At 29.0% G+C, this 11,677-nt stretch carries 13 protein-coding genes and 1 other annotated feature; of the genes, 1 reads left to right on the top strand and 12 read right to left on the bottom strand.

Features of this window, described 5'->3' with window-relative positions:
- From ABGT36_RS03960 to infC, 5 genes are all read right to left on the bottom strand, one after another.
- Entirely contained in the window at positions 1–1,290 is a 1,290-nt protein-coding gene (locus ABGT36_RS03960; protein WP_346676926.1) for an FtsX-like permease family protein, read from the bottom strand.
- Between the two features lie 199 nt (positions 1,291–1,489).
- Complete coding sequence (locus ABGT36_RS03955; protein ID WP_239404223.1) at positions 1,490–1,885, bottom strand: SRPBCC family protein; 396 nt, start codon at positions 1,883–1,885, stop codon at positions 1,490–1,492.
- Positions 1,886–2,005: 120 nt separating this feature from the next.
- Positions 2,006–2,365: a 50S ribosomal protein L20 gene (gene rplT, locus ABGT36_RS03950; protein WP_087299015.1), complete on the bottom strand. Its 360-nt coding sequence runs from the start codon at positions 2,363–2,365 to the stop codon at positions 2,006–2,008.
- A gap of 22 nt (positions 2,366–2,387) precedes the next feature.
- A complete protein-coding gene (gene rpmI / locus ABGT36_RS03945; protein WP_087299017.1) occupies positions 2,388–2,582 on the bottom strand; it encodes a 50S ribosomal protein L35 in 195 nt (64 codons plus the stop codon).
- Positions 2,583–2,599: 17 nt separating this feature from the next.
- Positions 2,600–3,154 carry a translation initiation factor IF-3 gene (gene infC, locus ABGT36_RS03940; RefSeq protein WP_087299019.1) on the bottom strand — a complete coding sequence of 185 codons (555 nt, stop codon included), beginning with the start codon at positions 3,152–3,154 and terminating at the stop codon, positions 2,600–2,602.
- Positions 3,155–3,168: 14 nt separating this feature from the next.
- Positions 3,169–3,291, bottom strand: a sequence feature (ribosomal protein L20 leader region).
- Positions 3,292–3,496: 205 nt separating this feature from the next.
- Here infC and pfkB point away from each other — a divergent pair.
- A complete protein-coding gene (pfkB, locus tag ABGT36_RS03935) occupies positions 3,497–4,417 on the top strand; it encodes a 1-phosphofructokinase (RefSeq protein ID WP_300627301.1) in 921 nt (306 codons plus the stop codon).
- 183 nt (positions 4,418–4,600) lie between these two features.
- Here pfkB and ABGT36_RS03930 read toward each other — a convergent pair whose 3' ends face one another.
- The 7 genes from ABGT36_RS03930 to ABGT36_RS03900 all read right to left on the bottom strand — a co-directional run bounded on the left by ABGT36_RS03930 (position 4,601) and on the right by ABGT36_RS03900 (position 11,674).
- The gene (locus tag ABGT36_RS03930) at positions 4,601–5,440 is read right to left on the bottom strand and encodes an RluA family pseudouridine synthase (RefSeq protein ID WP_300081725.1); all 840 of its coding nucleotides are present in this window, start codon (positions 5,438–5,440) and stop codon (positions 4,601–4,603) included.
- A complete protein-coding gene (locus ABGT36_RS03925; protein WP_087299025.1) occupies positions 5,433–5,735 on the bottom strand; it encodes a YbjQ family protein in 303 nt (100 codons plus the stop codon). Before ABGT36_RS03925 ends, ABGT36_RS03930 begins: the two co-directional genes overlap by 8 nt.
- Before the next feature lie 35 nt (positions 5,736–5,770).
- Positions 5,771–7,720 (bottom strand): hypothetical protein, encoded by a 1,950-nt coding sequence (locus ABGT36_RS03920; RefSeq protein WP_346676922.1) that lies wholly within the window; start codon positions 7,718–7,720, stop codon positions 5,771–5,773.
- 57 nt (positions 7,721–7,777) lie between these two features.
- Positions 7,778–8,299: a GNAT family N-acetyltransferase gene (locus ABGT36_RS03915; RefSeq protein WP_346676920.1), complete on the bottom strand. Its 522-nt coding sequence runs from the start codon at positions 8,297–8,299 to the stop codon at positions 7,778–7,780.
- 10 nt (positions 8,300–8,309) lie between these two features.
- Positions 8,310–8,561, bottom strand: coding sequence for a hypothetical protein (locus ABGT36_RS03910; RefSeq protein WP_087299075.1), 252 nt, complete (start codon positions 8,559–8,561; stop codon positions 8,310–8,312).
- A gap of 88 nt (positions 8,562–8,649) precedes the next feature.
- The gene (locus ABGT36_RS03905) at positions 8,650–10,236 is read right to left on the bottom strand and encodes a peptide chain release factor 3 (RefSeq protein ID WP_087299031.1); all 1,587 of its coding nucleotides are present in this window, start codon (positions 10,234–10,236) and stop codon (positions 8,650–8,652) included.
- A gap of 205 nt (positions 10,237–10,441) precedes the next feature.
- Entirely contained in the window at positions 10,442–11,674 is a 1,233-nt protein-coding gene (locus tag ABGT36_RS03900) for an aminopeptidase (protein WP_346676918.1), read from the bottom strand.
- Positions 11,675–11,677 lie beyond the last annotated feature (3 nt).

The raw sequence follows: 11,677 nt of genomic DNA, 5'->3' as shown, positions 1-11,677 counted from the left end.
CTACTTTCCTCCTTTTATTACCAGCTTACGATAATTATATCTAGTAAGAAAACCTGAAATGATCACTGGTATTACATAAATCAGCACCAAAACACATGAAAACATCATTGTCATCTGACCATAATATATAAACCGTCCTATAATAATAACAATGTAGATCATTGGAACTACTAATAACAATAAATAAAAATAAAACACTTCCCGATTAACTATTTTAATCAGTTCACTTCTGGTATAACCGATTTTCCAAAGATTATAAAACAAATTAGCTCTTGTCTGGGCTTCCAGACAATATTTATAAACAATACTTGTAATCAATAAAACAACAATTACTATATAGCCAATTATTGCGGTAATATATTCCCGTGGCGAATTATAGTAAGTAGCAATAATAACAATCATCCCAGTAACCGATCCAGCTATTAAAGAAAATAACAATACCGATCTTCTAATTGAATAAGCTAAATTAGAAAAGTAAATTAAAGCATATCTTTTTTCTAACAAATATTTATCTTTAAATGTCTTTATAAATTCAGGTAAAAAAGATTTAATCAATCTAACCATTCCAGCAATCCCAACAACTATTGGTGCAACATAATTCATAGAAGAATGTTCAGCCATAAAAATCATTACAATCCCTAATATATACAAAGCAACATTAAAAATCGGAGCAATTTTACTACTTCCTGATGAATTATAATCCATCGCTTTTTCCTGCTTTAATAAATAAGCAATATCATTGCGATAAATATAACCACTTGCAAAGACTGATAACGTTAATAAAACAATAGCCACTACGACAATTGTTTCAATATATGTATTGATAGATATTTGATATATTGAAGCTTCAACATTTAAATACTGATACATCCAATAATTGGATAATGGTGCTACTAAAACGCCAATTCCAATCCCTAATGGCGTAGCTATAATTAATAATGTAAAAGTCTGATATATCAGATATAATGTTGATGCGATTGAACTATTACCAGAAAGGGACATAATTGCAATTTCATTAGTTTTTCTTGAAATAAAGAAATTATTAGCAAAAAAGATCATAAAACAACAAAAACAGATAATCATAAATGATAAGGATGTTGAAAATGGAACTTTTACTTGTTGCCAAGAAGCTCCACCTGAAACTGTTTCTGGATCTTTTAATAAATCATTATTTATTATATTAAAGAAAATAAAACATACTGCTATTGCAAAAACTAGTGTTAAACAATAAAATAAGCTGTTTTTATATTCTTTGACAAGCATTTTCATTGCAAATTTAAAATTCCCCATTTTACACCTCCATTTGACAGTATAAATACTAGTATAATAGCGCTTTCATATTTAGTCAATTAGATAATTTGTGGATAATTATGGTTATTTGTAGCAAAAAAACATAGATTTATTACTATTATTTATTAATAAAAAAAGAAATTTATAAATCATTGATATAATCAACAAATTTAAAAATTTCTAATTACTTACTATTATATTAACTTTCTTGCAACTCTTTTTTTAAATCTTCTATATAACGTTCTTCAAAACGATCTACACGCACAAATTTACCTAATACAGAATTAGGTTCAAAATAAAACACCAAAAACAAACGACAGCCACCATCTGGTAATGGTGCAAATTGACCACTCCAATGTCCTAAATAATTATTAGTTTGAACATCATATTCAAATTGAATATTTTGACGACAATCAGTAATCAAGATTTTAGTTGCTCTATTTTTTCGATCATATTCAATAAACTTATTATCATCTACTTTTTCTACCCGTGATAAATCACTTCGCCATGAGCAATCTTCAATATTACTAACAGCGTTAAATACTTTTTCTACATCACTTTTAAAATCAACCTGCATATCGATCCTTTTCATCATCAAGCACCTCCATAGTTCAATTATAACACAATTAAAAAATCCATTTTATAAATAATTATCATTAAATTCGAATTAAAGTACAAAAAAAGTTCCTAACGGAACTTTTTAAAATTAATTTAATTATTTAGCTAAAGCTTTTTTAGCTGTATCTACAATTGCAGTGAATCCTTTTGGATCGCTGATTGCAATTTCAGATAACATTTTACGGTTGATTTCAACATTAGCTAATTTTAAACCATGCATTAATTTAGAATATGAGATATCATTTAATCTAGCTGCAGCATTAATACGTGCAATCCATAATTTTCTCATATCTCTTTTAACTTGTCTTCTATCACGATATGAATAAGCTAATGAATGCATTACTTGTTCATTTGCTGTTCTATATAATCTATGTTTAGAACCATAGTACCCTTTGGCTAATTTTAATACTTTTTTTCTTCTATGTCTAGTAGTATATCCACCTTTTACTCTTGCCATTTATTCATTCCTCCTACATCAATTATTTTGGTAATCTTGATTTAATTCTCTTATAATCTGAAGCACTAACTAATCCTGATTTAGCCAAATGTTTCTTTTGTTTATGAGTTTTATTGTGTGATAAATGTGAAGTGTAAGCATGACTACGTTTCAATTTACCGCTACCTGTTCTTTTTAAACGTTTTTTAAGACCACTGTGTGATTTCATTTTTGGCATAATATATTCCTCCTGAATTATTTTTTCTTTGGTGCAATTATTGCAGTTAAGGTTCTACCCTCAAGCTTTGCAGGCTTTTCAATTTGCCCTACTTCCTCGCATTCAGCTACAAAGTCATCAATAACTTTTTTACCAAGTTCCGTATGAGCCAATTGACGTCCTCTAAATCTAATTGCAATTTTAACTTTATTTCCTTCTTCTAACCATTTCAATGTTCTTTTTAATTTAACATTTTTATCATGTACATCAATTGTCACTGACAATTGAGTTTCTTTTAAAGCAACAACTTTAGAATTACGTTTCATTTCTTTAGCTTTCTTTTGCTGTTCAAAACGATATTTTCCAAAATCCATAACTCTACATACTGGTGGTTTTGCATTTGGAGCAACACACACTAAATCAAGACCTTCGTTATAAGCTAAATCGATTGCTTGATTACGACTTTTAACTCCTAAACGTTCACCATTTTGATCAATTACCAATACTTCTTTAAAACGGATTTTTTCATTTACTAACTCATCTGGTTGTTTTGGTTTTCTGTTATCAAATCTGCTAATAAAAGCCACCTCCATCTTGTGCAGTTTGTAGTTTAAATAAAAAGTGAGCACACTAAGTACCCACACACTGACATTAAGATAACTATATCTTAGTGACATTTGCCCATCGACTTAATCAATCGGGCGAGAAGCAGGCACTTCTTCTTTCCACTACTTTTCATTTACTGTTGTATATTACCATCTTATTGCATCAAAGTCAATATTTTTTTAAACTATTTACAATATTATATTTAAGTATTTTTATTTTATGCAATAAATTTAAATCATCATAAACTACTAAACGCTTTTTAATCTATTTTAGTAATATTAGTGATATAATTATTACAATGTTAATTTAAAATATGGAGGTAATAAAAAATGATTTATACAATTACATTTAACCCATCTCTAGATTATTTAATGTATGTAAACAACTTTGAAGATGGCGAGACTAATCGTTCTTTTAAAGAAGAAATCTATCCTGGTGGAAAAGGGTTTAATGTTTCAACAATATTATGGCGTTTAAATTTACCAACAACCGCTTTAGGTTTCATTGCTGGTTTTACAGGTCAAGAAATTCAAAAACAACTATTAAAACGGGGTTTTAACTGTGATTTATGTACACTTGATAATGGGATGTCAAGAATTAACGTCAAATTAAAAAGTCAAGTAGAAACCGAAATTAATGGCAGTGGTCCTGATATTCCTAAAGATAAAATTACTGAACTATTTAAAAAATTAGAAAAATTAGAAAATGGTGATATTTTGATTCTTGCTGGTAGTATTCCTAGTTCCATGCCTAATGATACCTATGAACAAATAATGAAACTATTAAAGAATAAAGATGTTGCTATTGTTGTTGATGCAACTAATGATTTATTGAAAAAAGTATTGCCATACCATCCTTTTTTAATTAAACCTAACCAGCGTGAATTAGAAGAATTGTATCAGGTTACAATTAATAGTCGTGAAGATATTATTAAATATGCTAAAAAACTACAAGAACAAGGGGCTATCAATGTTCTTGTTTCTCTTGGAAAAGACGGAGCTTTATTAGTTGATGAAAATAAAGAAGTTTATTATTGTCCTAGTGCTAAAGGAAAATTAATCAATAGTGTTGGTAGTGGTGATAGTATGGTTGCCGGTTTTGTTGCTGGATATTTAAAAAATCATGATTATAAAGAAGCCTTAAAATTAGGCAGTGCTTGTGGTGGTGCAACTGCTTTTAGTGAAGATCTAGCACAGTTAGATTTAATTAAAGAAGTTGAAAAACAATTAACGGTAGAAAAAATATCATAATTTAAATAGCTAAATATAATAATTGGTCATAATCACTTTTGATTATGACCTTTTGACTTATCAAGAGAATTTATATATTCAATACCTTCATAGAAGAAAAGAATAATTATCACCAGCCATGCAAACATTATATCACCATATTTATTATATGAAACATTTAATAAATTATGATAAAAGCCCTGTCTACTTGACAGAGCTAAATAATTGGTTAAATTCATCAGGAATAGGTGCTTTAAATTCCATCTTTTGATTAGTATCTGGATGTCTAAAAGCAAAAACGTGTGCATGCAATCCCATTCTTTTTAGCGGATTAGTAGTGGCTCCATATTTTTTATCACCAACAATACTATGACCAAGCGATTGCATATGAACTCTAATTTGATTTTTACGCCCCGTATCTAGATAAACTTCTACTAAGCTATTGTTTTTAGTTTCTTTTAATACTTGATAATTAGTTATCGCTAATTTCCCTTGTTTAGCAATATAAACATGTTGTGTTTTGCTTTCTTGCAAATAATTTTTAATAGTACCTTGCTTTTTTTGTAAATGTCCTTCAACAATAGCTAAATAACCGCGTTTATAAACAAGTTTATTCCAATTGTTTTGCAGTTTATTTTTTATTGTTTCATTTTTAGCAAACATCAAAACCCCAGAAGTTTCGCGATCTAAACGATGTACGATAAAAACACGAGCTTTTTTGTTCTTACTTTTTAAATAATCACTAACTATATGATAGGCTGTTTTTTCTTTTTCAAAACCACCAGACATACTCAATAACCCAGCTGGTTTATTGATAACGATCAATTGATTATCTTCATAAATTATTTCAAATTTTAAATCCTGATTATTTTTTGTTACCGTTACTACATCACCAGGTTTTAATAAATAATCAAACTGCGTTATTATCTGCTTATTTACTTGAACCTGTTTATATTTTAATAACGTCTTTACTTTCTTTTTATTATAATAATTTAATAAAAAATCAAATAAAATACTTTCTTTTTTTACTGTTAAGTTATTCATCAATCTTTTCAGCCTTTACTGCCATTCCTGAAACCTGACATTCAATCATATTATGTCCTAAATTAGTAGTTGTAAAACGAACATTAATAATCGCACTAGCATGACGACGCATAGCTTGTTCTACTGTTAAAGCCATTGCATCTTGACGTTTTGCATCTAATAATTGTTCAATATCAATATTATCATCGCTTTCTAAAGCCTGATTTAGAATCTTACTACCAAAAACAATACCTAAATTCTTAGTTATTTTATAACCAGGAATATAATCCATTGTACTCATTTCAATCATATCCATTTTATATTACCTCCATACTAATAATGGCTAGATATTTATTTCATATTAAAAATTCTATGAGTGTTAAATAATAATAGTACAGAAATTAATAGATTTACAACTAATGCTAACCACCATGGTAAAACATTAACCATTGCCACAACCATTAATACTAATTCAACAAATAAACCAAAGAAGATATTTTCTAAAGTAATCGCTTTTTGTTTTCTAGAAATCATAAATGTTTCAATAACAGTATTTAAATCCGAATTCATTAACATAATATCACTATTATCAATAACTTTTTTATCTTTAATTCCACCACGACTAATTCCAACATATGATTTTTGCAATAAAGCAATATCTTTTGAGTTATCACCAATATAAGCAACCGGACCAGCAATACTTGCCTTATCCATTATCTCTAATTTTTCTTCAACAGATAAATTATTGTAAATTCGATATTGATCATCTTCAAGATCAACGGGACCATCATTAAAAATAATTAAATCTCGATTTAATTTTGCAAGCTTAGCAAATAAATCCATTTCTTCTTCACTAACCTCAACACCATCAAAACGATCATAAATAATAGTTCGACAAGAATTCAAAGCATCCAAACCACTATTTTCTTTTATAATAATGTTTTCAGAAAATGCTTTAGCAACCCCAGCTAGAACTGCAAATGAAGAAGCTTGTTTATAAGCAAATGTTCCTGAAATTGTTAAAAAGATAATCCCAGCATACATAAATCTAAAATTATTTTCCCAATCTAATAACGGTATAAATACTGCACACAAGATACCAATAACAACAAATAATATTGAATCAACCTTACTAACCAATTCTACAATTCGATGCGTTTTTGAAGTTCCAGCTGGTGCCATCATTGCGATTTCTAAGATCTTATTCATCGCACTACGTTCATATGTATACAATATTTTAATTCTCAAAGTGTCTTTAACATTAACACTACCACTTTGAACTTCAACTCCAGGTTTAACTTCCTCTAAAACTTCACTTCCGTTGATAGCAAAAACATCAAGCTCACTTGTTCCAGATTCAATTACTCCTCCTAAAGGAATTGTTTCTCCAGGTAAAACTACTAAAATATCACCAATATCAACATCTTCTAGCGAAACCATTTCATAATCGTTTTCACCAATTTCTCGTCTTCCTAAAGTGACTGGGTTAATAGCATCATCAACTTTATCAATTGAATATCCTAATAATTTTAATAATAAACGTTCTCCTAATTGATAAACAATTGCCACAAAAATCGTTTCTACATAAGCACCATAAATAATCCCAAATAAACATGCTACAGTAATAGTAATATTTTCACTAATAAATTGTTTAACTTTTATATCTTTATATGCTTGTATTAGTGTTTTTTCACTTACGACTAACCAGGTTACTAACCATCCTAGTCTAGTTATGATATTAGGATCCTCTCTTGTTACAATTCCTAATGATAAAGCAACTACTAAAATAGCAATTCTAATCATTGCTTTTAAATACTTCTCTTGAAATAAATCTTGTGATCTAAAAGGTTTTTTCCAAAGTTCAACATCAATTGCGGGATTAACTTTATCAACCAAACGATTTAATCTTACAAGTACTTTTTTATCATTTGTAGTTACTTTTAACAACTTATTTGCAAAATCAAGACTTACGTTTTCATAAGCCGAATAACGTGAAATTACTTCTTTAATTTGTTTAGCATCTTCTTCGCTTTCTAAATTAGTAAACATAAAAATATGTTCTACTTTTTTTTCTGTAGGAACGAATTCTCTTTTTCTAGAATTAACTTCTTCTTTTAAGACCAAATCCTCCCCGGCATTTTTTAATAGCTGCTGGACATTTTCTGGTTCTTCACAATAAAATGAAATACCCGTTTTCCCTACTTTGATACGGGATACTTCTTCCATCCCGTTTAACAAAAGAGTAATTTCATTTAACTTGTCACTATCGTTAATATTATCGATATAGAAATTACTAGCCATTATAATCTCCTTTCTGATTTTCACTTAATTTTAGCATATCCACATAGATTTGCCAAATTATTCTATTCCATAAACCATTTTTAAGATTTGAGGATAATATTTTTCAAACTCTATATTATTTATTTTTCGTTTAGAAGACATTAAATGAAAATACAAACGATGTTTTAAATTTCTTACTGGCGGTACAAAATATTCAAACTGATCATTTAGATATAAACCATTGTGTTGATAAAAAGCAATTCTCCGTTTACTTTGTTCATCTTCAGGATGTTCAACTTCTAAAATAACCATTTTATCATCTAAATTAATAAAATATTGCAACATCTTGCTACCCATACCTTTTCCCTTTAAAGAACCATCTATTGCAAAATAATCAATAAATCTAAAATCATCATGTTGATAAAATGACATAATTCCAACAATTTGATCATTATCTTTTAATGTTAGTACCTGATAAAGCCCAGCATGGAATGTATCTTTCATATAATTATACTCTTTAATTTCTTTAGTAGGGAAATTATTTGATAATATTTGATAAAATCGATCAAATTCCTCTAACTTCAATAATTCATATTTCATTGTACTACTCCTATTTTTTTCTTACTCCGGTTTTTTTATTTATTAGTACGAAACTTTCTTCAAACTCTTCTTTAGTACATGATAAATCAAACTCTTTACCATAAATTTTATAATTGATTTGCAGGTGACCACTATCACGGATAACACAATCATAAACTTCACCTTTAGTAAATAAATCGCGCTGTTGCTTACCGATGACAATATTCATTGTTTTAATACAACGACACAAGCGACGTTTTCCTATATTTGCAATAGTTATCACCCCTTTCATCGTAATTATAGCATGTTATTAATTGTTTCGCCCAATAATTTACTTATTAACATAAATTAAACCCTTGAAAATCAAGGGTTTAATTCTTACTAAATTCTAATAATTCTAAGTCAGGATTCTTTTCAGTAGCCCAGCGTACAGACCAATCATTAGTAAATAATAATAAATGCTGTCCCTTTAAATCCTGTACTTTTTTAGTATCGCTAGATAAATTCAATGATTTTAAATCTTTATCTGTTTTTACCCAGCGGATATATTGATAAGGTAATGGTTCTTTAATGATTTCAACATTATATTCAGTTTTTAAACGATGTTCTAATACTTCAAATTGAAGTACCCCAACAACACCAACAATTATTTCTTCCATTCCACCGCCAAGTTCGGTAAAAATCTGAATTGCCCCTTCTTTAGCAATCTGTTCTACACCTTTAACAAACTGCTTTCTTTTCATTGTATCTTTATTACGAATCAAAGAAAAATGCTCAGGTGCAAAAGTTGGTATTCCTTCAAAAGCAAATTTTTCTTTACCAGTAGTAATTGTATCACCAATTGAGAAAATACCAGGATCAAAAACACCGATAATATCTCCAGCATATGCCTCTTCAACTTCCTGACGTTCATCAGCCATTAATTGTTTAGATTGATTTAACTTAATTTTTCTTTTACCTTGATAATGATAAACTTCCATTCCCTTAGTAAATTTACCAGAACAGATTCTAAAAAAGGCCATTCTATCACGATGTGCTTTATTCATATTAGCCTGGATCTTAAAAACAAAAGCACTAAAATCCTCACTAAATGGATCAATCATTTTTTCTCCAGTACTTCTAGGTAATGGTGAAGTTGTCATTTCCAAGAAATGTTTTAAAAATGGTTCAATTCCAAAATTAGTTAAAGCTGAACCAAAGCAAACTGGTGATAATTGCCCTTTACGAACCTTTTCTAAATCAAATTCATTACCAGCCATATCTAATAATTCAACATCTTCTTGTAATTTATTATATAACTCTTCATCAAGTTCATTAATTAATTCTGGATCATCATAATGCATTACTTTAGTATCAACTTCTTTACGTCCACCATCAACTGGGATAAAACGAATTACTTCTTTAGCATGACGTTCATAAACCCCTTTAAATTCTTTACCACAACCAATTGGCCAGTTAACTGGACAAGTGTCGATTCCTAATTCCTGTTCGATTTCTTCCATTAATTGATATGGATCTAAAGCCTCACGATCCATTTTGTTTATAAATGTAAAAATTGGGATGTGTCGCATTGTACAAACTTTAAATAATTTACGAGTTTGATCTTCGACCCCTTTACTTGCATCAATAACCATTACTGCACAATCAGCAGCCATTAATGTTCGATAAGTATCTTCGGAAAAATCTTGATGGCCTGGAGTATCAAGAATATTAATGCAAAAACCATTATAATTAAATTGTAAAACGGAAGAAGTAACCGAAATTCCTCTTTGTTTTTCAATTTCCATCCAGTCACTTGTAGCATGTTTACTATTTTTCTTCCCTTTAACGCTACCAGCCTGTTGGATAGCACCACCATATAACAAAAACTTTTCTGTTAATGTTGTTTTACCAGCATCTGGATGCGAGATGATGGCAAATGTTCTTCTTTTTTCAACTTCTGTTTTTATATCACTCATTCAATATTCTCCTTGTATTATTTATCAAACTCAATCTATCTTATTTATAGCCTTTTAATATCACATCTTTATATCTCCTTGCAAAAATAAATAATATCGATTAAAACTAGATTTGTCAACCGGATTTTACCCCGTTTACAAATCATAATATTAAAAACCACCACTTCTTTTTGAAGTGATGGTCAAAGTAGTTATTTAATTATATTTAAAATGCAAAATTACCGTCTTTAAAAATTAAGACCTCTTTACCATCTTTAGTAGTTCCTGTAATATTTAAATCACTGGTACCAATCATAAAATCAACATGTGTTAAAGAATCATTTATTCCTTTTTCAAGTAACTGCTCTTTACTTAATTTTAAACCATCTTTTATACATTCACCAAAACCTTTTCCAATTGCTAAATGACAAGCAGCATTTTCATCATATAAAGTATTATAGAAAAGTGTTTTCATATTAGATATTGCTGAATCATAAGGAACTAAAGCAATTTCTCCTAAATAATGACTACCTTCATCAATATTTATGATTTCATTTAATACATCTTTTCCAACTTCACAATCAAAATCGACAATTTTTCCATCTTTAAACTCTATTTTAAATTTGTCAATTAAATTACCATTATAATTAAGCGGCATCGAACTATATACTACCCCATTAGTACCATTTCGATATGGACTAGTAAATATTTCTTCAGTTGGAATATTAGCAAAATAATAAACTCCATCATTATTATAACTTCCACCACCGGCAAATAAATAATCATCATTTAAAGTAACTGTTAAGTTAGTTCCAAGTGAATTAGTATATGTCAATGTTTTTAAATTTAAATCATTTAAATAATTAACGCGTTTTTCAAAACTATAACGATGTTGTTGCCACGCATCAATTGGATCATCACATGTAACTTTACAAGCTTTAAAAATAGCCTGCCATAAAGCTTCTACCGCTTCTTTATCTGACATATCTGGATAGACTTTATTAGCCCATTTTATTGAACTTGCTGCTGCAATACACCAAGGATTTATTCCTAAATCCATCCCATCGTAAAATGGCTTACAAGCCATTGCCACAGAACGAGACCACAATGAGATCTTTTTAGGATCAATTCCTTTTAAACCTTCAGGATCATTGCTTTGAATACTTATAATTGCAGCATTCTTTTTAGCATAATCATTTCTAAAATGTACAAACCATTCTGGTACCTTACCAAAATTATCGATATCTTCATATTCATATTTATACTTTGATACCACTTCATCATTATATTTAACTACTACTTCACTTGCCCCAGCAAGATAAGCTTCTTTTGTAATCATTCTTGCAAGCTTAGCATTTTCAACAGGAGCATCGATTACTACGATTTGACCTTTTTGAACATTAACACCAGCTTTAACAATCAACCTAGCATATTTTAATAAATTTTCATTAAATGACATCTT

It is taken from the genome of Erysipelatoclostridium sp. An173, assembly GCF_963931465.1.
Classification (GTDB): domain Bacteria; phylum Bacillota_I; class Bacilli_A; order Erysipelotrichales; family Coprobacillaceae; genus Thomasclavelia; species Thomasclavelia merdavium.
This window is presented reverse-complemented; position numbering and strand designations above follow the sequence as displayed.

Excerpts from the sequence above, each read along its gene's own strand:
- ABGT36_RS03960 (WP_346676926.1), bottom strand. The coding sequence starts at position 1,290 with ATGGGGAATTTTAAATTTGCAATGAAAATGCTTGTCAAAGAATATAAA.
- ABGT36_RS03955 (WP_239404223.1), bottom strand. The coding sequence starts at position 1,885 with ATGATGAAAAGGATCGATATGCAGGTTGATTTTAAAAGTGATGTAGAA.
- rplT (WP_087299015.1), bottom strand. The coding sequence starts at position 2,365 with ATGGCAAGAGTAAAAGGTGGATATACTACTAGACATAGAAGAAAAAAA.
- rpmI (WP_087299017.1), bottom strand. The coding sequence starts at position 2,582 with ATGCCAAAAATGAAATCACACAGTGGTCTTAAAAAACGTTTAAAAAGA.
- infC (WP_087299019.1), bottom strand. The coding sequence starts at position 3,154 with ATGGAGGTGGCTTTTATTAGCAGATTTGATAACAGAAAACCAAAACAA.
- pfkB (WP_300627301.1), top strand. The coding sequence starts at position 3,497 with ATGATTTATACAATTACATTTAACCCATCTCTAGATTATTTAATGTAT.
- ABGT36_RS03930 (WP_300081725.1), bottom strand. The coding sequence starts at position 5,440 with ATGAATAACTTAACAGTAAAAAAAGAAAGTATTTTATTTGATTTTTTA.
- ABGT36_RS03925 (WP_087299025.1), bottom strand. The coding sequence starts at position 5,735 with ATGGATATGATTGAAATGAGTACAATGGATTATATTCCTGGTTATAAA.
- ABGT36_RS03920 (WP_346676922.1), bottom strand. The coding sequence starts at position 7,720 with ATGGCTAGTAATTTCTATATCGATAATATTAACGATAGTGACAAGTTA.
- ABGT36_RS03915 (WP_346676920.1), bottom strand. The coding sequence starts at position 8,299 with ATGAAATATGAATTATTGAAGTTAGAGGAATTTGATCGATTTTATCAA.
- ABGT36_RS03905 (WP_087299031.1), bottom strand. The coding sequence starts at position 10,236 with ATGAGTGATATAAAAACAGAAGTTGAAAAAAGAAGAACATTTGCCATC.
- ABGT36_RS03900 (WP_346676918.1), bottom strand. The coding sequence starts at position 11,674 with ATGTCATTTAATGAAAATTTATTAAAATATGCTAGGTTGATTGTTAAA.